Below are 20,234 nucleotides of genomic sequence, written 5' to 3' on the forward strand. Positions count from 1 at the left end.
CCTAAACCTCAACAAACTGCCACTCCGGCGTGAAGGTATCGTTCTGGCGCAGCCAAAAAGCACACGCCGGAGACTGTTTGTTTTTGTAGGTCAGGGGGAAGTTATGAGCAAATTAAGCAGTGAAATGAAGGCGCTGGCGAAAAAAGCGGGCGGTAGCTTCAAAACGGTGAATGACCGTATCCATATTACAAAACGGTTCAGTGAGCATTTACGGGCGCTGAATATCCAGATCCAGCGGGTGGAGCAGATCAAGGTTCGCCATATTGAATGCTACATTGGGGAACGGCTGGAGCAGGATATCGGTTTACGCACGCTGCAAAATGAGATGGCAGCGTTACGGGCCGTGCTGAGACAGGCGGGACGCCGCCAGGTGGTGGAGCACCCGCGCCTGACCAATAAGGCGCTGGGGCTGTCGGGCGCTTCACGCAACGGTACACGCCGCGCCATCACGCCGGAACATTATGAAAAAGTGATGGAGAACGCCCGTACACAGGATGCGGGGCTGGCGGCAGCGGTGGAGATCGCGCGGCTGATGGGATTACGCTCGCAGGAAGCGGTACAGAGTTCACAGTCGCTGAAAACGTGGCTGAAAGCCATTGAGCGTGGCGAAACCCGGCTGAAAGTGGTGTTCGGCACCAAAGGCGGGCGTCCGCGTTATACGACGATTCTGGACGCTGGCGCAGCCAGACAGGCGCTGGAAAATGCCCTACCTGTCGCAAAACAGCGTAATGGAAAACTGATCGACAAACCCGACCTTAAAACAGCGATGGATCACTGGCACAAACAGGCGGTTAAAATGGGGCTGACGGGTGAATTTTCCCCGCACTCCCTGCGTTATGCCTGGGCGCAGGATGCGATCCGCCATTATCTGGCGCAGGGATTCAGCGAGAAGGAATCACTGGCGCTAACGGCAACGGATTTGGGCCACGGTGACGGGCGCGGGCGCTGGGTGAAGCAGGTGTACGCGCAGGGCTGGACGGAGGAATGATGACCTTCATGAATGGCGTAGAAGAAATCGTTACGCAATAAACCCTGGGAACCAGCGTCAATATCATCAAAAGTTGGGAATCCAGACGGCGTAACCCGACCAAGCTGGCTGCAAAAGTGCTGGCGGCCTAGGTTAATCCCGCTTTCTTTCGGGAACTAGCGGCGTATTGATGGGGTTATGAGCGGAAATGCTTCTCGCTCATAACCGCTGGCGGCTATGAGCGAGGAGCAGACGTTGGTACTAATCTTTCAACAATGAAAAATCGCTAATAAAGCCGTGACATTTCATTGTGTCTATACCACCTTACTCTGCTTTTAGTTTTCAAATAAAAGCGGAAAGTGAAAGATGTCTTTCCGCAACCCAGCTCCGCTCCTCAGCCGCACCTAGAGATCTTCACAAGTTTTCGCTAGTGTATTCCTGCAGACGTTGCTTGGCTTCCTGATATATTTCAGAATTAGCGAGCAGATAGGCACAAAAGTTTGAGAGTCTCGCACTAGGCTGCGACAGCTCTTCAATCGTGCGTAGCGCATCGTTTATCTTTCCTGCTCGTTTCTGCTTATTTGGTGAAGTACGTGCCAAGTCAAACTCTTCCATTGCCTCACGGATGTCAGCCTCAAAAATGCGAAAGCTTACTAAAATATCGCCTCTTGCCGAAAAAAGTCTTTTATCCGACAATCCACACACTTCAATAGTTTTTTTTGCAATGTCATGGTTAACCCCTGCTTTGGGCTCAATCATTATATCTGTATACGTAAAGCAATCACAGGGGTCAAGGTCATAAGGATTTATTATTGGTTGTTGCTGCGTGTCGTGATTAAGTTTTTTGTTATTACATGCCTTACAACTATAAAGGAGATTTGTCCACTCAAAGGCTTTATTCGTATATATAGATTTTGGATAGAAGTGTTCAACCTCGGCAAAACCAGTTTCGGCAGGAATGCCTTCGCAAAAAGCACATTTATGAAAAGAGCTTTCTTTCAGTGCGTTACGTATATCGTCATGACGATAATGCTTTAATGCTGCCTCTTTTTCAGTGACTGGTATTTTCTTGTACTCATCGTACTTATCGACCAGTTCCATAATACTCTGGGTCCATGCTACACGATTGTCACATAAAACCTGTGGTTCAGGTGGTTTAATCAATTTAATCATTTGCTTTTGCTTCCATGCCTGCTATGCGGGTCTTGAGTATGATTAACACCGCATCACCCGGATGACTGATAGATTCAAGACGGGCGTAGTTTTCTTTGAGAGCATCAAGGTTATTCTCCTTGATGTTTTCATAGCAGGATTTCACCAGTATTTCATAATCTTTATTGTCAAGACTTCTCACGCCCATTAGCTCAGTCAAAATTAAATCGGTACTCCAACCTGAATATGCTTTGTCCAAAGGTTGAAATTCATATATTTCATCAGGATATGATGGTGGAAGCATGATTATTTCATTTTCTTTCGCCGAGGCCAGGAGATGGGGAGAGTGAGTTGTCACAATGAATTGTATATTAGGAAATATTGCCGCAATGCCTTGCCTTACAGTCAACTGCCATTCCGGGTGAAGGTGGTTGTCCAACTCATCTATTAGCACAGTTCCACACGCTGTTGTTACATCTCTTTCACCTACTGGTAAGCAAGCCTCTATCCATTCAAATATTGCAATAATAATATATAAAATGGCCTGAAACCCTGATGAAAGTTCCTCAAGGAAGCATTCTTTGCCATAAATTGAAAATATAGGTTCGAGATCACGTCCTGTTTCAATATACTGGAATGAACTGTTAAATGGTCCAACCATTGGTAACGATTTAATCAAATGTTCCCAGTTTGCTTTTTCTTCTTTTGCCCAAGACTTATCTATTACAAAGTATCGATTGATAAGCCACTGTTTTACATCTCGATAAGAATTATTGTAGAGGAAATTTAGTGCGTTAGAACAATAGTCATTTATGCTGGCTTTACTGTCTTTTTCTTTAGAAACACCATTTATGCTTTTATAGCTAATTTTTCTTTGCGCACCAATAACTAATGGAGGTAACTTATATATATTTCCAACATCATTAATATGAAATGACTGCCGCCCTTCTTCAGATGGAGGTGTGATATACCTATGTATCTCGTCACGTCTGTATCTTTTCGCTCGTAAAAAACCGGGTCCCAATCCGAATCTAAATCCTGCACCATTTTCGCTTACGTCTATCCAGTACTCACTGTCATCCTCGTGTCTGGAATATTCACCATTCCAGTGCAAACAATGTGCAATAGATGCAAGAATAGAGGTTTTACCACAACCATTGGGATCAGTGATAAAGTTAAATCGATCATTAAATTTAACGTTAATCTCCGGAAAATGTTTAATATTTTTAACATGCAATCGTTCTATTAGCATTGTTTATTCTTTAAATAGTGTAACAAAAGCTATTTTAGAAAAAATAAAATATACGTATTATGTTGGAAGAACAGTCAAAGCATTTTACTCTAAAACATCCTCCAGATGTGAGTCAAAATGACAACGAGTGCTGGATATTGTGCTGAACTTTGTTGCCCAATAAGGTTGATCCGAACCCGCATTATGGTGATTAAAAAGGCTTGAGTTATCAAAGTCCGTTCCTGGCACATAGCCGACGGTCAAAAGGAAAAGGGTAAAGACCTGCTAAGGGTAACAGCACCTGACCTGAAAGGGCTACAACCCAAAGGGCAGATGCTAGTGCAGAATGATGTAATCCCATCAGAATCTGGCGCAATCATGGACTTTTGCAGCGTCAGGATCAGGTGCAGCCAGCCATATCAAAGCTGGTACAAATTTCTGTTTCCGTATGTCTGGTACATTCCCGCTATACGTCAGGAATAACTGACCTCACATTGGTTACAAAACTGCCGGGTAAGAGTCCCTGAAAATGTGACTTACCTCATCTTTTTAAGCAAAATTATCCTAGGGGCCTTTCTGAGGGCCCTATTTTCATTTATTTCACAAAAACCATTAAAATTCAATATATTACAACAAATCCCGCATCCAGTCAGAGGAGCCAAATTTTGAAAAGCCCGCTTTGATAGCGGGCTTTTTGCTATATCTGATAATCAATTTCCTCTTCACTATTTTCCATCACCTGCCGCTTAATATCCTCAACCGACAATCCAGCATTGCACAGTTCCAGAAAACGCCAGACGTAGTTACGCTGCAGTTGTCCTCGTTTCAGACCCAACCAGACGGTACTGGCATCGAAAAGATGGCGAGTATCCAGACGAATTAAATTCTCTTCCTCTTGCTCACCGCTGGATTGTTCGGCAACTAATCCTATCCCCAAACCGAGGGCGACATAGGTTTTGATGACATCAGAATCCTGAGCACTCAATACAATATCTGCCAGTAAACCTTTGCGGACAAATGCATCATCAATACGCGAGCGGCCTGTAATTCCCTGCCGGTAAGTGATCAACGGCCACTTCGCTATTGATTCCAGCGTCAATGGCGTAATTTGTGTTAAAGGATGATCGACAGGAACGAGCAAACTATGATGCCAACGAAACCAGGGGAAAGCGACGAGTTGGGGATCATTGCTCAAACGCTCACTGGCTATGCCAATATCAGCTCCGCCGTTTTGTAGCAGAGTCGCAATTTCCTGCGGCGTCCCCTGGATAAGCTCGAGTCGCACTTCGGGGAAAAGTTCACGGAAGGCTTTAATGACCCCAGGCAAGCTGTAACGAGCCTGAGTGTGCGTCGTTGCAATAGTGAGTACGCCAGATGTGTCGTTGGTAAACAGGTCTGCAAGCCGACGAACATTACTGGCTTCATTCAGAATACGTTCTGCAATGACCAGTAATGCTTTGCCCGGTTCAGTCATACCAAGCAGCCGCTTGCCACGACGAACGAATATTTCGATACCAAGTTCATCCTCCAGCTCTCGAATATGACGGCTGACGCCTGACTGTGAGGTAAAGAGCATATTCGCGACCTCTGTCAGATTGTAATCCTGACGGGCAGCTTCGCGGACGATCTTTAGTTGTTGGAAATTCACGGTAAACTCCGGGCATATCAGACATCCATTATTGTTAGAGTCTAATGCCCGGCATAACAAATAATAAAAACCCGCATCTTATTCCATCCAGGTATAACGTTTAGCTCACCAATTGCCATTGTCTTTTTTCCATGGCTGGAGAACTAATCACTGACAATAACAGGTCTTTCACTGCCTGCGCCTGTGGCGATAAACCTGATCTGGCGGGTAAGTTTAATGACAACGAGAGACTCATTGAAGGTGTGGTAATACGTGACATCCAACCGTTAACAGCGGCACATAACGAACGTGCGGCCGATTCAGGTAATACTGCAACGCCCATACCGCTGGCAATCGCAGCGGTAAGCGTGGCGATAGACTCAATTTCACCGATGACTTTCGCTGTAAGCCGGCGTAGGGAAAAAGCTTCATCAACACGAAGTCTTACTACACTGTAATCGCTGGGAAGGAAGAGGTTCATTTGCGCTATCGCATTAACATCAACGCTTTGCCCTGGGCAATCCTGAGTTCCGACAAGAAACAGATCTTCTTTTAACAAAGCCTGACTGGATACGCCAGACACAGGGGAATGCTCATAAATCACCGCCATATCAAGCTGGTTGTTTATAAGTTTTTCGTTAAGCACAGCACCGCTATTTTCATGGAGATAGATAACGACCTCTGGAAATTCAGCGCGTACCGCCTGTAATAAAGGCATGGTGATAGATGACGCGGCGGTTCCAGGTGCAAAGCCAATCGAGACTTGACCTGACAATGTCTGACCTACATTATGCACCGCCAGTTGGGCCTGTTCACACTGACATAAAATTGCCCGCGCATGGGTATAGAGAATTTTGCCGGCGTCTGTCGGCGTAACGCCACGTTTTGTGCGAATCAAAAGTTGCTGATTTAGCTCACCTTCCAGCGTGGCAACCTGCTGACTGAGCGCAGGCTGTGCTATATGCAATACTTCAGCAGCCTGAGTCAGGCTACCAATATCTACAATTTTGACGAAGTATTTCAGGCGTCTAAAGTTCATGGTGCCTCCGGTTTTTTTAAGCGTCAGCCCGAGTGCCGACATTACTAACAACCAGATTGCAAGATACTTGCCAGTTTCGTTTTGGCGTTGATACGAAAGCTAATCGCCCGTCAAATAAGAGATTATGATTGTTTCGTCATTGGCTCTTTAAGCCAGGAGAAGCATTTCCTGCCCCATGAAAGGATGTCATGCACCACGATGGAACATGATTAAAAAGATTGAAAGTTCATCGTTTTGTTGAAATTGGCAGCAAACGAACAAAAAAATGCATTTCCCCCTTTGACATCGCCATATACTGCCATTAATATGCGCCCCGTTCTCACGATTCCTCTGTAGTTCAGTCGGTAGAACGGCGGACTGTTAATCCGTATGTCACTGGTTCGAGTCCAGTCAGAGGAGCCAAATTCAAAAAAGCCTGCTTTCGAGCAGGCTTTTTGCTTTTTATACAACAGCTATTTTAAAACATCTGCTTTGAAGCAGAGCTAATTTGCACTGGCATTCCCGATCGACGTTGCAACGCAGCATTCGCGCGATTCACATCGACCTCTTGTCCGTTGATAAACGCCCGCAAGGAAGGCGTCACCGGCAATGGCACTTTTCGGTCGGACTCATATTCTGCACGATTGCGCGACAGCGGCTCATGAACTTCCAGCCACTTTGAACCATCCGGCTCCGTTGTGTATTTCACTGGCTGATCAATAATTTGCACGCGCGTCCCTACCGGAACATTATCAAACAGATATTTGATATCGTCATTGCGCAGACGAATACAGCCCTGGCTTACCCGTAGGCCAATCCCAAAATTGGCATTAGTACCGTGAATGGCATATAACCTGCCGATATAAATAGCGTACAGCCCCATAGGATTATCGGGTCCGGCTGGGACAAATGCAGGCAGGCTCTCCCCACGCTTTGCATATTCACGACGAGTGTTAGGGGTTGGCGTCCAGGTTGGTGCTTCTTGTTTACGCTCAACGGCTGTCACCCAATTACGCGGGGTTTCTCGTCCAGCCTGACCAATACCAATAGGAAACACTTCCACAGTATTACTGTCTGGTGGGTAGTAATACAGACGCATCTCGGCGACGTTAACCACAATCCCTTTTCGCACAGTGGCGGGCAAAATCAGTTGCTGCGGAATGGTGAGCTGCGAACCAGACTTCGGCAAGAAAACATCAGCCCCCGGATTCGCTTCCAGCATATTGCTCAGCCCTTGTCCGTACTGCGCGGCAAAAGTTTCCAGCGGCTGGGAATTGTGATCGGGAACCGTTACTGTAAGTGGCTGCCCCACTAAACGACTCCCCTCTGGGGGTAATGGATAAGTTACCGCCAGGCTATTATGGCTGGCAAAAAGCAGAGCAAATGAACAAAGAATATTTACACGACGCATCATATCCCTTTCCTAAGTCGCGAAAGCCATCCGATAAGTATAGCTTTTATCAGACTTTTCGTTTTTAACTGTTCAATTCTGAAGTTGTATTCCCCGGTAGAATAATATTACTGGCAGCAAGTTCGCCCATGTTGTTGTATATCGTGCAAGCAGCTTCGATGATGGGCATCGCCAGAGCTGCGCCACTCCCCTCACCTAAACGCATTTCCATATTGAGATAAGGCTCCAACTCCAAATGTGCCAGCGCAATACGCGCCCCTTTTTCTGCCGACAAATGGGAAGGAATAAGATACGGTTTGATTGCAGGTGACATCTGACACGCAGCAAGCGCGGCGGCATAAGAAAGAAAGCCATCCAGCAACACGGGTAAACCACAGGAAGCGGCTCCTGAGATCACGCCAGCCATTCCGACCAGATCAAATCCACCGACTTTTGCCAGTACATCAACACCATCCAGCGGATTCGGTTGATTCAACATAATTGCCCGACGAACAACATCAACTTTGTTTGCCAGTTTATCTGTCGGCAGGTTTGCGCCAATACCAACCACCTCTTCGGGATCGCGTCCCGCAATTGTGCTGACTATCGCCGCAGCCGGCGTCGTGTTTGCCATTCCCAGCTCACCCACGCCAAACAGCGTGACGCCATTTTTCGCCAGTTCACGCGTATAACGAATGACTTCCAGAAGCAACTCTTCAGCCTGACAGCGGCTCATTGCAGAACCTGAAGCAATATTGCCGCTACCTCGAGCGACACGCATATTGATAAGTCCGGGTATTGGCTCCGCAGTATCTATCCCTACATCAATTACATGAACTTTAGCCCCCGCCTGTGCTGCCAGAACACACACGCCGGTTGTTCCGCGTAGCATATTTTCGGCCTGAATGGCTGTCACCGCTTTCGGGGAAATAGTGACACCTTCATCCCAGACGCCGTGATCGGCGCACATAACAACTACCGCTTTTTTACCCACATGAGGAACACCATTCAACCCCGGCATTCCTGCCAGTTGTACGGCAAGCGCCTCCAGCCTTCCCAGACTACCGACGGGTTTGAGTAACCCGTCAATATGCCGTTGTACGCGTGACATAGCAGCATGATCGATGGCCGGGATCGTATTCAGTAAATCGGCAAGTGTTTGCATGTTGCTTCTCTTTATAGCAGCGCCAGCAGAAATACCAGCTCACCAAGCTCTATGGCAGCTCCCAGCGTATCGCCGGTTTGCCCGCCCAGAGTACGTTTGAGAAGCTGACCGAGGACGAAAATTGCCACCATCGTCACCACCATAGCAGCCACACCATGCATACCTGGCAGTAATACAGCAGCAAAAATCACGGCTAAACCGAGGGTTACACAGGTTTGTCGCCCATCAATTTTGCCAATGAACACATTGCCAAGCCCTTCTTCCCGGGCATAACGATGACGATACATCAATAATGCGGCAGTCCCACGGCTGACAGCACATGCTGCTGCAAGCGATGCCAGAATCGGCTCACCACGCAGAGCCAGCTCGCTCAAAATCAAAATCTTTCCCAGCACAATAAAAATCAATGCCAGACCGCCGTGGGTGCCTAAACGGCTATCACGCATGATTTCCAACATACGATCTCGGCTACGTGCAGAAAATACGCCATCACAGGTATCTGCAAGACCGTCCAGATGGAATCCTCCGGTCATCAGCGCCAGAACCAGCACGCTAAACAGTGCCGCCAGCGGTACGCCACACCATGCCTGCAACACCATGAATACCAGCCCGCTAATCGCGCCAAGCAATAAACCAATTAAGGGAAAAGTAATGATACCGCGAGAATAATGTTCGAAATCCAGTCCCTGGGACCAACGACGCGGTACAGGCAGACGCGTAATGAAAGAGAGCATCGCCCAAAATAATTTACTCATTTGATTTTTACTCCAATACCCGAAACCACCAGCCACACTTCATCTGCCGCAGCGGCCAGTTGCTGATTCACTCGCCCGGCAATATCACGAAAATGTCGCGCCAGATGATTCTCCGGCACAATACCCATTCCCACTTCATTGGTCACTAATACGACCTTTGCAGGGCAACGTTGACAGGCCGCAATCAACGACTGAATCTCGCCATTTATCGCTTGCTCCATCGCCACATAATCCCATTCTTCAGGGGCTTTATCGCCACTATAATCAAACAACAGATTAGTCACCATTGTCGTAATGCATTCCAGCAATACAGCATTCTGCGGATTAATGTCGGCATTAATTAACTCATCAAGCTGTTGCCAGCGTTCCACCGTGCGCCAGTGCGCCGGACGCCCCTGCCGATGATGCTCAATCCGTGCTGCCATCTCATCATCAAGGATTTGCGAAGTGGCGATATACAGAACCTGTGGAGTATCCCCAATAAGCCTCTCGGCGTGCCGACTCTTCCCGCTCCGTGCACCACCCGTCACCAAAATCATCATACGGACTCCTGGTTCAATTGTATGATGGTATTTATTGACCAGAACTATGGATGCGCCATCGTTGCTGATCGTAATAACATTTCCGCAATTAATACTGCGCGTAATGAAAATAAAAATCCAGCGTTCTCAATCCATTACGAATGAAGGCGGTGTTGTGAAATAGTCCGCTTTCCCTGTGTAAACGTCTGATAGAATGCCTTATTGGCAACATTTTCTCTGTGTTGACACATTTCATTCAGATAATGGATTAATGCTACTGCCCCACCAGCCGGACCAGCCAGCAAACGGGCATTATGCTGTGTGATTAAAATTACCGTCGCGCCATCAGGATGAGAGAAGCTTTCTGGTATGGATGCCCCGTTTTCAGCAATCAATAACAGCACTGAATAATCGGTATACGCGTCTGATAACGATTGAACTGCTCCACCTTTAAAAGGCAAGAAACCTTGCTGCCAGTCCTCACCAACAAAACAGGTCATTGGCAACATTTCAGCCAGATATTTCGCCAGATTAATATCGCCAGAGGAGAGGCAAAAAAGGGCTATCGATTCGGGTTTTATCGTTTTCATATCCCCCGTCCTCCGCTTCGTTTCCTGTAATGACGGTCAGGCTGATATACCATGAAAAACGATTGCCGCGCATTGAGAGCAGCCCAGGTGCCTGTCGGCACTACAATGAATGAACTAAATGATGCCGCCATACCCTGATCCTCTCAGGGTGGTAGGGGTATAAAGACGCGCCAGTACTCAACCGGGCGCTTCCGGACAACCCACTTCCCACCGAAGTTGTTGGTATTGACTGACAGGCTGGTCTTCTGGCTTCGCATCATCCTTCCCCGGCCTTCCCAATCTCGCGATCAGTGGTATTTTCGGGGTTGTCAGCATTACAGCAGCGGGGGCTGCGAGAGATTTTCACCCTCTTCCCAGGCACAAATGTGCCGAACCTGTCAGCGTATGTTATGAGCTGATCTACTTATCCCATAACACGTAAATAACGTTAATTAATATTGCCAGAGTCTATTTAATCATCCCTCATTTTCCACATTAAATTTATGCTGTTTCCGCTGCTACATTTTCACTAATTTGCTGACGATATACCTGCGGAGTCACCTGATACGTCTGGCGAAAAACTTTGCAGAAATAGCTGGTTTGTGAGAAGCCTAAATTACGAGCGATACTGGCGATACTCCAGTCACTATGGCACAGCAGCTCACGGGCGCTGGCCATTCGTTGTTGGTTTACCCACGCATTAAAACCAATCCCATGATATTTCTTAAACAACTTACTGAAATAATAAGGGCTTAGATAAACATGTGAGGCAACATCCTCCAGACGCAAATCGTCTGACAAATGCGCATCGATATAGCGCAATGCTTTTTTCATTTTATTATCATGGGGATTAGGCGCACGGGTCTGACGAACTGACCCCGAATGAGGTTTATTCTCTTTAATAACGACAAAATTGAGTTGCTTTTTGAGGCAATTTTCCACAATCAACTTCAACAAATCAGCAGAGGCCATAACCCGCGAGTAATCCATTTCAGGAACTTTGCGAAACTCATTAAGTAATTCTGGGTCGGCTTGCCAACAATCATCGACATTCAGAATATCGATCAAGTCAACATCATCATTACGCAGGCGAACTTGTCCACACAACACAAAGCCGACTAAATGCCCGGCAATCACCAGGGGAATAGAGAAATCGGTTAACCCTGCATGACAGCGGTAAATACAAGGCTGATCGGATTTAGAAGCTTCCAGACCACCACAACGATCGCTCATGCGACAGCGAGTGCTAAGCTGAGGGTGTTGGCGCATCATCTGACAAAATGGGGTGAAGTTAAACAGCTCGGAGATTTCATCACCGTGGATATTGACCACGACAACCGCAAGACTAGTCGCCTGCGCAAAATCCTGTGCGATTTTATTAATGAGTTCTGAATTAAGTGTCGCCGCAGAAATCATGATAAAACCTCCCAGTTAATTTATTGTTATAGCAAAACAATTGTTTTACATTTAATCTTCACATCATCCTTAATGATTTACTGACGAGAAGCACAACGGACAATAACAAAAGCCTCCATGAAGCGGGAGACTTTTTAATAAGTTCGGAAAGCAGATCACAAACACTAAAAAAATAAACGTTTATAACCGCCAGGTTATTTCACTATTCGCTGATATCTTTAGGCGTAACACTATTGACAGGTAAATTTTGTGCAATAAGAAAGCGATAAATCGCAGCACCCACACAGGCTCCAATGACCGGTGCAATAATGGGTACAATAAAATAAGGAATATTGCGCCCGCCAGTCATTGCAATTTCCCCCCAACCAGCAAGCCAGGTGAAAATTTTTGGCCCAAAATCACGCGCTGGATTCATGGCAAAACCGGTTAATGGTCCGGTAGAAGCACCAATAACAGCGACCAGAATACCAATAAGTAAAGGCGCAAGCGGTCCTTTGGGTACGCCATTACCGTCATCGGTCAACGCCATAATCAACCCCATTAACATGGACGTTATGACCACTTCAACCAATGCAGCCTGCCATACATTTATCGCCGCTGCCGGGTAAGTACTGAAGATACTGGCGAGTTGTAAACTTTCTGCACTACCACGAACCATATTGTGAGCAGATTCAAAATCGGCAAACAAATTGCTGTATAAAAAATATGCCAGAACCGCACCACCAAAGGCTCCCGCTAATTGTGCCACACAAAATGGCAGCACTTTACGACCAGGAAAAGCGGCAAACAACCACAGAGCAATAGTAACCGCCGGGTTAAGATGAGCGCCGGAAATGCCTGCCGTAAGGTAAACAGCAAGTGAAATACCTAACCCCCAAATAATACAAATTTCCCACAGTCCCAGACTTGCACCGGCAAGTTTTAGGGCGCACAAACAACCAATGCCAAAAAAGAGGAACAGTCCGGTGCCCAAAAACTCGGCAACGCATTGCGCCTTGAGTGAATCATTCATAGCGACACCTTTTTCACAGAGTCTTTTTCTTTATCAGCCAACAATGCGCTGATTGTTGTGTATATCGAACGCAACTATAAAAATTGTGCTGAAAAAAATATTGCCAACATGCATACCAGATTCGTGGAAAAATCGCGTTGCTATAGCAAATTATTGTCATCGCCATAGCATTCACCACAGCAATCATCACTATTGTAGTTATGAATATCGCCAAACTGACACAATAAAAAATTGCCATACCTGCATAATAAAATTTAAACAAATATCACAGTTAATTTTAGCAAACCAAACTCGACGAAATATTATTTCAAATTAAAAGCGCCGTCTCAATGCAATTAATTCACATCAAACCACGCAAAAAACAACCAATAAATGAATAACATATATTCTCTGAAAGCAATTTTATAACATTTGCCCTCTATTAATTTTTCTCATTAGCGATTAAGTCAGCCATTCTTTTTCCTCGCTTTTTTTTATAGTCATATCGTCAAAAAATCCAGGCGAGGTCTTTATGCAACAAGAAGCGTTAGGAATGGTAGAAACCAAAGGATTAACTGCCGCCATAGAGGCCGCAGACGCCATGGTGAAATCGGCAAATGTATTGCTGGTCGGCTACGAAAAAATTGGTTCCGGGCTGGTGACCGTCATCGTTCGTGGTGATGTCGGGGCGGTTAAAGCGGCAACAGATGCAGGTGCCGCCGCTGCGCGTAATGTCGGCGAAGTGAAAGCCGTACACGTTATCCCCCGCCCACATACCGATGTCGAAAAAATCTTACCAAAGGGAATTAACCCATGAGCAGCAATGAACTGGTCGAACAGATCATGGCGCAGGTCATCGCACGCGTAGCGACACCGGAGCATGAGGTTCTCCCGGAAACCAATCATCAAACACGAGAGACGGCTATGGCAGAAAAAAGCTGCACGTTAACAGAATTTGTTGGCACCGCTATTGGCGACACTGTAGGTCTGGTCATTGCGAACGTTGATAGCGCCCTGTTGGACGCGATGAAACTTGAAAAACGCTATCGTTCCATTGGCATTCTGGGTGCGCGTATTGGCGCAGGGCCACACATTATGGCCGCTGATGAAGCAGTAAAAGCCACCAACACCGAAGTTATTAGCATTGAACTTCCTCGCGATACCAAAGGCGGTGCCGGACACGGCTCATTAATCCTCTTAGGTGGCAATGATGTTTCCGACGTGAAACGCGGTATTGAAGTTGCCCTGAAAGAACTCGACCGGACCTTTGGTGATGTCTATGCCAACGAAGCCGGGCATCTTGAACTGCAATACACCGCCCGCGCCAGCTATGCACTGGAAAAAGCGTTTGGCGCACCACTGGGTCGCGCTTGCGGCGTTATTGTCGGCGCTCCTGCTGCTGTGGGTGTTCTGATGGCCGACACCGCGCTGAAGTCCGCCAATGTGGATGTCGTGGCATACAGCTCCCCTGCTCATGGCACCAGCTACAGCAATGAAGTCATTCTGATTATCTCGGGTGACTCCGGCGCAGTCCGCCAGGCGGTCATCTCCGCACGCGAAATCGGTAAAACCGTACTTTCGACTCTCGGCGATACGCCGAAAAACGATCGCCCTTCCTACATCTGAATTCCCTGAGGCAGATTCATGAGATCGAAAAGATTTGAAGCACTGGCAAAACGCCCGGTCAACCAGGACGGTTTCGTTAAAGAGTGGATTGAAGAAGGCTTCATTGCTATGGAAAGCCCGAACGATCCTAAACCGTCAATCAAAATTGTTAACGGCGTCGTGACCGAACTAGATGGAAAACCCGCTAGCCAGTTTGACCTGATCGACCACTTTATCGCTCGCTACGGTATCAATCTCGCGCGCGCTGAAGAAGTCATCGCGATGGATTCGGTCAAACTTGCCAATATGTTGTGCGATCCAAATGTCAAACGTAGCGATATTGTTCCCCTGACCACCGCGATGACGCCCGCCAAAATCGTCGAAGTGGTTTCACAGATGAACGTGGTAGAGATGATGATGGCGATGCAGAAAATGCGCGCTCGTCGAACACCATCGCAACAGGCTCACGTCACCAACATCAAAGATAATCCGGTACAAATTGCTGCCGATGCGGCTGAAGGCGCATGGCGCGGATTTGACGAACAGGAAACCACCGTTGCCGTTGCTCGCTATGCACCGTTCAACGCCATCGCTCTGCTGGTCGGTTCACAGGTGGGACGCCCGGGCGTGTTGACCCAGTGTTCACTGGAGGAAGCCACCGAACTGAAACTCGGTATGTTAGGCCATACCTGCTACGCCGAAACGATTTCTGTCTACGGCACGGAACCCGTTTTCACCGACGGCGACGATACACCGTGGTCAAAAGGATTTCTCGCGTCATCTTATGCTTCTCGCGGCTTAAAAATGCGCTTTACTTCCGGCTCCGGCTCTGAAGTACAGATGGGCTACGCTGAAGGAAAATCAATGCTTTATCTCGAGGCTCGTTGCATTTACATCACCAAAGCTGCTGGCGTTCAGGGTCTACAGAATGGTTCCGTAAGCTGCATCGGCGTTCCATCGGCAGTGCCGTCAGGCATCCGCGCAGTACTGGCGGAAAACTTAATTTGTTCATCGCTGGATCTGGAATGCGCCTCCAGTAATGACCAGACCTTTACTCACTCAGATATGCGCCGTACCGCACGTTTTCTGATGCAGTTTCTGCCGGGCACCGACTTTATCTCTTCCGGTTTTTCCGCTGTGCCGAACTACGACAACATGTTTGCCGGTTCAAACGAAGATGCCGAAGACTTCGATGATTACAACGTAATTCAACGTGACCTGAAGGTTGATGGCGGCCTGCGACCGGTGCGCGAAGAAGATGTTATCGCTATCCGCAATAAAGCCGCACGTGCTTTACAGGCTGTCTTTGCCGGTATGGGATTACCGCCTATCACCGATGAAGAGGTCGAAGCGGCAACCTATGCCCACGGTTCGAAAGATATGCCAGAGCGCAACATCGTGGAAGACATCAAGTTCGCCCAGGAAATTATCAATAAAAACCGTAACAGCCTGGAAGTGGTGAAAGCCCTGGCACAAGGCGGTTTCACCGATGTCGCCCAGGACATGCTCAACATGCAAAAAGCGAAACTGACCGGCGACTATCTCCATACCTCAGCCATTATCGTCGATGACGGACAAGTGCTCTCTGCGGTCAATGACGTCAATGATTACGCCGGACCGGCTACGGGTTATCGCCTGCAAGGGGAACGCTGGGAAGAGATCAAAAATATTCCCGGTGCACTTGATCCCAACGAAATTGACTAAGGGTGAGAAATGGAAATTAACGAAAAATTACTACGTCAGATAATCGAAGACGTGCTGGCAGAAATGCAAACCAGCGATAAGTCCGTTTCATTTCGCGCACCGGTCTCTTCCGCGCCGGATAACGAAAGTTTTCTGACCGAAATTGGCGAAGCCCAACAAGGCACTCAGCAAGATGAAGTCATTATCGCTGTAGGTCCGGCGTTTGGTCTGGCGCAGACCGTCAATATTATCGGCATTCCGCATAAAAACATATTGCGCGAAGTGATTGCCGGTATCGAAGAAGAAGGTATTAAAGCCCGTGTGATTCGCTGCTTTAAATCGTCTGATGTCGCCTTCGTGGCGGTTGAAGGCGATCGTCTTAGCGGTTCCGGCATTGCTATTGGTATTCAGTCGAAAGGCACCACGGTTATCCACCAGCAAGGTCTTCCTCCTTTGTCTAACCTGGAGCTTTTCCCACAAGCACCTTTGTTGACGCTGGAAACGTATCGCCAGATTGGCAAAAACGCCGCGCGTTATGCGAAGCGCGAGTCTCCACAACCTGTTCCGACCCTCAATGATCAAATGGCACGACCGAAATACCAGGCCAAGTCCGCCATCTTACATATCAAAGAGACTAAGTACGTGGTCACTGGCAAAAAACCGCAAGAACTGCGCGTGACGTTTTAACAAAGGAAACCTTCATGAATACCGATGCAATTGAGTCGATGGTCAGGGACGTGTTGAACCGAATGAACAGTCTCCAGGATACAGCTCCTGTCTCTGCGCCATCCCACTCATCAACACTGAACGCCAAAGTGAGTGATTACCCGCTGGCAAATAAACATCCAGAATGGGTCAAAACGGCGACTAATAAAACGCTCGACGATTTCACTCTGGAAAATGTACTCAGCGATAAAGTCACCGCCCAGGACATGCGCATAACCCCGGAAACGTTGCGTATTCAGGCCGCGATTGCCAGAGATGCTGGACGCGATCGCCTGGCGATGAATTTTGAACGCGCCGCCGAGCTTACCTCAGTGCCGGATGATCGCATCCTCGAAATCTACAATGCGTTACGCCCTTATCGTTCGACTAAGCAAGAACTCATTGCCATTGCCGACGATCTTGAACGTCGTTATCAGGCCAAAATCTGTGCCGCATTTGTCCGTGAAGCTGCGGAACTCTATGTCGAGCGTAAAAAACTGAAAGGCAACGATTAAGGACGAACTATGCGATATATAGCAGGCATTGATATCGGCAACTCATCCACAGAGGTTGCGCTGGCAATGCTCAATGCGTCTGGCGAAATGTCGTTCGTGAGCAGCGCCCTGGCAGAAACCACCGGAATCAAAGGTACGTTGCGTAACGTACATGGCATTCAGGAGGCGCTCGCACAGGCAACGAAAAAAGTCGGCATCAATGTCAGCGATATTTCGCTTATTCGTATCAACGAAGCAACCCCGGTCATTGGCGATGTGGCGATGGAAACCATTACGGAAACCATTATCACTGAATCAACCATGATCGGTCATAACCCGAAAACTCCAGGCGGAGTGGGGCTGGGTGTGGGACTCACTATCACTCCGCAAGAGTTGTTAACACGCCCGGCGGACACACCGTACATTCTGGTCGTGTCATCGGCATTTGATTTTGCCGATATCGCAACCATGATAAATGCCTCCGTGCGTGCCGGATATCAGCTGACAGGCGTTATTCTGCAACGCGACGATGGCGTGCTGGTCAGTAACCGACTGGAAAACCCTTTACCCATTGTTGATGAAGTCCTCTACATCGATCGTATTCCGCTCGGCATGTTAGCTGCTATTGAAGTCGCCGTTCCCGGGAAAGTTATCGAAACCCTGTCTAACCCATATGGGATAGCCACCGTTTTCGCCCTCAATGCCGAAGAGACTAAAAATATCGTTCCTGTCGCACGGGCGCTAATCGGCAACCGTTCAGCAGTGGTCGTGAAAACACCTTCTGGCGACGTTAAAGCTCGTTCGATACCCGCCGGAAATATCGAATTACTTTCTGCCGGGCGCACGACTCGGGTTGATGTTGCTGCCGGGGCCGATGCCATTATGAAAGCGGTCGGTGAATGCCCAAAACTGGAAAATGTGACGGGCGAACCGGGCACCAACATCGGCGGGATGCTGGAAAATGTTCGCCAGACCATGGCGGAGCTGACCAATAAACCCAGCAACGAAATTTTTATTCAGGATTTGCTGGCGATAGATACATCAGTTCCCGTCAGCGTAACCGGTGGTCTGGCAGGCGAATTTTCACTGGAACAGGCAGTGGGCATCGCCTCTATGGTGAAATCCGACCGTCTGCAAATGGCGATGATTGCCAGCGAAATTAAGCAAAAACTGCATGTTGATGTTCAGGTCGGAGGCGCAGAAGCAGAGGCAGCCATTCAGGGAGCGTTAACTACCCCAGGAACTACACGTCCCCTGGCAATTCTGGACTTAGGCGCAGGTTCTACCGATGCCTCCATCATCAATCAAAAAGGGGAAATGATTGCCACTCACCTTGCGGGAGCGGGCGACATGGTGACGATGATTATTGCCAGGGAACTGGGCTTAAATGATCGCTATCTGGCAGAAGAGATCAAAAAACACCCACTGGCAAAAGTAGAAAGCCTGTTCCACTTACGCCATGAAGACGGCAGCGTTCAGTTCTTCCCTACCCCACTATCCCCCCAGGTATTTGCCCGTGTTTGTGTGGTGAAACCCGACGAACTGGTGCCCATTCCCGGTGATATAACGCTGGAAAAAGTGCGAACCATTCGTCGCAGTGCAAAAGAGCGAGTCTTCGTAACAAATGCCCTGCGCGCACTACGTCAGGTAAGTCCTGGTGGAAATATTCGCGACATTCCGTTCGTCGTACTGGTGGGTGGCTCTTCACTGGATTTCGAAGTCCCGCAGTTAGTCACCGATGCGTTGGCACATTATCGACTGGTCGCCGGGCGGGGGAATATCCGTGGTAGAGAAGGCCCGCGCAATGCGGTGGCTACCGGGCTACTCATCTCCTGGCACAAGGCGTCGGTTCATGGAAAGTAAAGAGCGAGCACCAACCATTGTCGTCACTGAAATCGGTGACTGTATCAATAAATGGAATGAGGTTCTTCTTGGCATTGAAGAGGAAGGTATTCCCTTTCGCATTCAACACATTCCATCAGGTGAAATCATCGATAGCGCCTGGCAGGCTGCTCGTCAGTCTCCCCTGTTGGTTGGCATAGCCTGTGACCGGGAAAAACTGATTGTGCATTACAAAAACTTACCGGCATCAGCGCCACTGTTTACGCTGATGCATCAACAAGATAACCATGCCCGGCGCAGCACCGGCAATAACGCAGCCCGGCTGGTCAAAGGGATTCCCTTCAAGGAATACCACTCATAATCCACAGGAGAAACACCGTATGAATAACGCACTGGGACTGGTTGAAACAAAAGGGTTAGTCGGCGCGATTGAAGCCGCAGACGCCATGGTTAAATCCGCCAACGTACAACTGGTCGGCTATGAAAAGATTGGTTCAGGTCTGATCACAGTGATGGTGCGCGGCGATGTTGGCGCAGTAAAAGCCGCCGTTGACGCGGGGAGCGCCGCCGCAAGCGCCGTTGGCGAAGTGAAATCCAGCCATGTCATCCCACGGCCGCACAGCGATGTTGAGGCCATTTTACCAAAATCTGCATAACCCAATTCGCTAAGGAGCACAGCGTGAAGCAATCACTGGGATTACTTGAAGTCAGTGGTCTGGCACTCGCCATCAGTTGCGCGGATGTTATGGCAAAAGCCGCGTCCATCACGCTGGTTGGTCTTGAGAAGACCAATGGCTCAGGCTGGACGCTCATTAAAATCACCGGTGACGTCGCCTCGGTTAATGCAGCGATCGAGACGGGTGCCAGCTTCGCCGGGCAGCGAAATGGCTTTGTCGCGCACAAAGTGATTGCCCGTCCAGGAGAGGGAATACTGTCCCGCACAACAGAAGCATTGAATGTAAGGGTTGAAGCAAGCGAAACACCAGCAGCCACAGTCACCTCAGAGAGTATCAGTTGTAATTTGTGTCTTGACCCGGCGTGTCAACGGCAAAAAGGTGAGCCACGTTCACTTTGCCTCCACTCCGATAAGCGAGAGGAGTAAC

Annotated in this window: 21 protein-coding genes, 1 tRNA gene, 1 pseudogene and 1 riboswitch; of the genes and pseudogenes, 12 read left to right on the forward strand and 11 right to left on the reverse strand. The window is 48.3% G+C overall.

Annotated features, from left to right (window positions below; translation table 11 throughout):
* Positions 1 to 103: 103 nt before the first annotated feature.
* Both HEN21_RS17545 and HEN21_RS23115 read left to right on the forward strand, forming a co-directional pair.
* Positions 104 to 988, forward strand: a complete 885-nt coding sequence (locus HEN21_RS17545) for an integrase domain-containing protein (protein WP_176252503.1) — start codon at positions 104 to 106, stop codon at positions 986 to 988.
* Positions 989 to 1,032: 44 nt separating this feature from the next.
* Positions 1,033 to 1,119 (forward strand): annotated as a pseudogene (locus tag HEN21_RS23115) (NadS family protein); the annotation flags it as partial.
* A 262-nt stretch (positions 1,120 to 1,381) separates the two neighbouring features.
* Here HEN21_RS23115 and HEN21_RS17550 read toward each other — a convergent pair.
* The 4 genes from HEN21_RS17550 to nac form a co-directional block, all read right to left on the reverse strand.
* Positions 1,382 to 2,068, reverse strand: a complete 687-nt coding sequence (locus HEN21_RS17550; RefSeq protein WP_286192496.1) for a retron system putative HNH endonuclease — start codon at positions 2,066 to 2,068, stop codon at positions 1,382 to 1,384.
* 64 nt (positions 2,069 to 2,132) lie between these two features.
* Positions 2,133 to 3,371 (reverse strand): AAA family ATPase, encoded by a 1,239-nt coding sequence (locus tag HEN21_RS17555; protein WP_176252501.1) that lies wholly within the window; start codon positions 3,369 to 3,371, stop codon positions 2,133 to 2,135.
* Between the two features lie 676 nt (positions 3,372 to 4,047).
* The gene (gene cbl / locus HEN21_RS17560; protein WP_001011049.1) at positions 4,048 to 4,998 is read right to left on the reverse strand and encodes an HTH-type transcriptional regulator Cbl; all 951 of its coding nucleotides are present in this window, start codon (positions 4,996 to 4,998) and stop codon (positions 4,048 to 4,050) included.
* Positions 4,999 to 5,098: 100 nt separating this feature from the next.
* Positions 5,099 to 6,016 (reverse strand): nitrogen assimilation transcriptional regulator NAC, encoded by a 918-nt coding sequence (gene nac, locus HEN21_RS17565; protein ID WP_176252500.1) that lies wholly within the window; start codon positions 6,014 to 6,016, stop codon positions 5,099 to 5,101.
* A 326-nt stretch (positions 6,017 to 6,342) separates the two neighbouring features.
* Between nac and HEN21_RS17570 the strand changes: the two genes are divergently transcribed.
* Positions 6,343 to 6,418 (forward strand) — tRNA-Asn (locus HEN21_RS17570).
* Positions 6,419 to 6,473: 55 nt separating this feature from the next.
* Here HEN21_RS17570 and ldtA read toward each other — a convergent pair.
* The 7 genes from ldtA to pduF all read right to left on the reverse strand — a co-directional run bounded on the left by ldtA (position 6,474) and on the right by pduF (position 12,823).
* A complete protein-coding gene (gene ldtA, locus HEN21_RS17575; RefSeq protein ID WP_176252499.1) occupies positions 6,474 to 7,409 on the reverse strand; it encodes a L,D-transpeptidase in 936 nt (311 codons plus the stop codon).
* A gap of 61 nt (positions 7,410 to 7,470) precedes the next feature.
* Positions 7,471 to 8,550 (reverse strand): nicotinate-nucleotide--dimethylbenzimidazole phosphoribosyltransferase, encoded by a 1,080-nt coding sequence (cobT, locus tag HEN21_RS17580; RefSeq protein WP_176252498.1) that lies wholly within the window; start codon positions 8,548 to 8,550, stop codon positions 7,471 to 7,473.
* Positions 8,551 to 8,561: 11 nt separating this feature from the next.
* On the reverse strand, positions 8,562 to 9,305 hold the full coding sequence (gene cobS / locus HEN21_RS17585; RefSeq protein WP_176252497.1) for an adenosylcobinamide-GDP ribazoletransferase: 744 nt from the start codon (positions 9,303 to 9,305) through the stop codon (positions 8,562 to 8,564).
* Positions 9,302 to 9,847 (reverse strand): bifunctional adenosylcobinamide kinase/adenosylcobinamide-phosphate guanylyltransferase, encoded by a 546-nt coding sequence (gene cobU / locus HEN21_RS17590; protein ID WP_176252496.1) that lies wholly within the window; start codon positions 9,845 to 9,847, stop codon positions 9,302 to 9,304. Before cobU ends, cobS begins: the two co-directional genes overlap by 4 nt.
* Positions 9,848 to 9,981: 134 nt before the next feature.
* Complete coding sequence (locus HEN21_RS17595) at positions 9,982 to 10,416, reverse strand: cobalamin biosynthesis protein (RefSeq protein WP_176252495.1); 435 nt, start codon at positions 10,414 to 10,416, stop codon at positions 9,982 to 9,984.
* Between the two features lie 218 nt (positions 10,417 to 10,634).
* Positions 10,635 to 10,809: riboswitch (cobalamin riboswitch) on the reverse strand.
* Positions 10,810 to 10,896: 87 nt separating this feature from the next.
* Positions 10,897 to 11,811, reverse strand: coding sequence for a transcriptional regulator PocR (gene pocR, locus HEN21_RS17600; RefSeq protein WP_000622041.1), 915 nt, complete (start codon positions 11,809 to 11,811; stop codon positions 10,897 to 10,899).
* 202 nt (positions 11,812 to 12,013) lie between these two features.
* Positions 12,014 to 12,823, reverse strand: a complete 810-nt coding sequence (pduF, locus tag HEN21_RS17605) for a propanediol diffusion facilitator PduF (RefSeq protein WP_001000031.1) — start codon at positions 12,821 to 12,823, stop codon at positions 12,014 to 12,016.
* 511 nt (positions 12,824 to 13,334) lie between these two features.
* On the opposite strand from pduF, the gene pduA reads away from it, so the two are divergent.
* Genes pduA through HEN21_RS17650 form a run of 9 tightly spaced genes read left to right on the forward strand, consistent with a single transcriptional unit; the run spans position 13,335 to position 20,233 of the window.
* Positions 13,335 to 13,619: a propanediol utilization microcompartment protein PduA gene (gene pduA, locus HEN21_RS17610; protein WP_001183614.1), complete on the forward strand. Its 285-nt coding sequence runs from the start codon at positions 13,335 to 13,337 to the stop codon at positions 13,617 to 13,619.
* Complete coding sequence (gene pduB / locus HEN21_RS17615) at positions 13,616 to 14,428, forward strand: propanediol utilization microcompartment protein PduB (RefSeq protein ID WP_000097476.1); 813 nt, start codon at positions 13,616 to 13,618, stop codon at positions 14,426 to 14,428. The genes pduA and pduB overlap by 4 nt, the downstream gene beginning before the upstream one ends.
* 18 nt (positions 14,429 to 14,446) lie before the next feature.
* Positions 14,447 to 16,111 (forward strand): propanediol dehydratase large subunit PduC, encoded by a 1,665-nt coding sequence (pduC, locus tag HEN21_RS17620; protein WP_001256911.1) that lies wholly within the window; start codon positions 14,447 to 14,449, stop codon positions 16,109 to 16,111.
* A 9-nt stretch (positions 16,112 to 16,120) separates the two neighbouring features.
* Positions 16,121 to 16,777 carry a propanediol/glycerol family dehydratase medium subunit gene (locus HEN21_RS17625; RefSeq protein ID WP_000405042.1) on the forward strand — a complete coding sequence of 219 codons (657 nt, stop codon included), beginning with the start codon at positions 16,121 to 16,123 and terminating at the stop codon, positions 16,775 to 16,777.
* A gap of 14 nt (positions 16,778 to 16,791) precedes the next feature.
* Entirely contained in the window at positions 16,792 to 17,310 is a 519-nt protein-coding gene (gene pduE / locus HEN21_RS17630) for a propanediol dehydratase small subunit PduE (RefSeq protein ID WP_001090589.1), read from the forward strand.
* Between the two features lie 9 nt (positions 17,311 to 17,319).
* Positions 17,320 to 19,152, forward strand: a complete 1,833-nt coding sequence (locus HEN21_RS17635; protein WP_176252494.1) for a diol dehydratase reactivase subunit alpha — start codon at positions 17,320 to 17,322, stop codon at positions 19,150 to 19,152.
* A complete protein-coding gene (locus tag HEN21_RS17640; protein ID WP_175118905.1) occupies positions 19,142 to 19,492 on the forward strand; it encodes a glycerol dehydratase reactivase beta/small subunit family protein in 351 nt (116 codons plus the stop codon). Before HEN21_RS17635 ends, HEN21_RS17640 begins: the two co-directional genes overlap by 11 nt.
* 19 nt (positions 19,493 to 19,511) lie before the next feature.
* On the forward strand, positions 19,512 to 19,787 hold the full coding sequence (gene pduJ / locus HEN21_RS17645) for a propanediol utilization microcompartment protein PduJ (RefSeq protein WP_176252493.1): 276 nt from the start codon (positions 19,512 to 19,514) through the stop codon (positions 19,785 to 19,787).
* Between the two features lie 23 nt (positions 19,788 to 19,810).
* Entirely contained in the window at positions 19,811 to 20,233 is a 423-nt protein-coding gene (locus HEN21_RS17650; protein ID WP_085460831.1) for a BMC domain-containing protein, read from the forward strand.
* The last annotated feature ends 1 nt before the right edge of the window (position 20,234 follow it).

Source organism: Escherichia sp. 93.1518, from assembly GCF_013368915.2.
Taxonomy (GTDB): Bacteria; Pseudomonadota; Gammaproteobacteria; order Enterobacterales; family Enterobacteriaceae; genus Escherichia; species Escherichia ruysiae.

What these genes read in the sequence shown, in the direction of transcription:
- HEN21_RS17635 (WP_176252494.1), top strand. Translation starts at nt 17,320, where the DNA reads ATGCGATATATAGCAGGCATTGATATCGGCAACTCATCCACAGAGGTT.
- pduJ (WP_176252493.1), top strand. Translation starts at nt 19,512, where the DNA reads ATGAATAACGCACTGGGACTGGTTGAAACAAAAGGGTTAGTCGGCGCG.
- ldtA (WP_176252499.1), bottom strand. Translation starts at nt 7,409, where the DNA reads ATGATGCGTCGTGTAAATATTCTTTGTTCATTTGCTCTGCTTTTTGCC.
- pduB (WP_000097476.1), top strand. Translation starts at nt 13,616, where the DNA reads ATGAGCAGCAATGAACTGGTCGAACAGATCATGGCGCAGGTCATCGCA.
- pduE (WP_001090589.1), top strand. Translation starts at nt 16,792, where the DNA reads ATGAATACCGATGCAATTGAGTCGATGGTCAGGGACGTGTTGAACCGA.
- HEN21_RS17550 (WP_286192496.1), bottom strand. Translation starts at nt 2,068, where the DNA reads ATGGAACTGGTCGATAAGTACGATGAGTACAAGAAAATACCAGTCACT.
- nac (WP_176252500.1), bottom strand. Translation starts at nt 6,016, where the DNA reads ATGAACTTTAGACGCCTGAAATACTTCGTCAAAATTGTAGATATTGGT.
- pduA (WP_001183614.1), top strand. Translation starts at nt 13,335, where the DNA reads ATGCAACAAGAAGCGTTAGGAATGGTAGAAACCAAAGGATTAACTGCC.
- HEN21_RS17595 (WP_176252495.1), bottom strand. Translation starts at nt 10,416, where the DNA reads ATGAAAACGATAAAACCCGAATCGATAGCCCTTTTTTGCCTCTCCTCT.
- cobS (WP_176252497.1), bottom strand. Translation starts at nt 9,305, where the DNA reads ATGAGTAAATTATTTTGGGCGATGCTCTCTTTCATTACGCGTCTGCCT.
- pduC (WP_001256911.1), top strand. Translation starts at nt 14,447, where the DNA reads ATGAGATCGAAAAGATTTGAAGCACTGGCAAAACGCCCGGTCAACCAG.
- cobT (WP_176252498.1), bottom strand. Translation starts at nt 8,550, where the DNA reads ATGCAAACACTTGCCGATTTACTGAATACGATCCCGGCCATCGATCAT.
- pocR (WP_000622041.1), bottom strand. Translation starts at nt 11,811, where the DNA reads ATGATTTCTGCGGCGACACTTAATTCAGAACTCATTAATAAAATCGCA.
- cobU (WP_176252496.1), bottom strand. Translation starts at nt 9,847, where the DNA reads ATGATGATTTTGGTGACGGGTGGTGCACGGAGCGGGAAGAGTCGGCAC.
- HEN21_RS17625 (WP_000405042.1), top strand. Translation starts at nt 16,121, where the DNA reads ATGGAAATTAACGAAAAATTACTACGTCAGATAATCGAAGACGTGCTG.
- pduF (WP_001000031.1), bottom strand. Translation starts at nt 12,823, where the DNA reads ATGAATGATTCACTCAAGGCGCAATGCGTTGCCGAGTTTTTGGGCACC.
- HEN21_RS17555 (WP_176252501.1), bottom strand. Translation starts at nt 3,371, where the DNA reads ATGCTAATAGAACGATTGCATGTTAAAAATATTAAACATTTTCCGGAG.
- HEN21_RS17640 (WP_175118905.1), top strand. Translation starts at nt 19,142, where the DNA reads ATGGAAAGTAAAGAGCGAGCACCAACCATTGTCGTCACTGAAATCGGT.
- HEN21_RS17545 (WP_176252503.1), top strand. Translation starts at nt 104, where the DNA reads ATGAGCAAATTAAGCAGTGAAATGAAGGCGCTGGCGAAAAAAGCGGGC.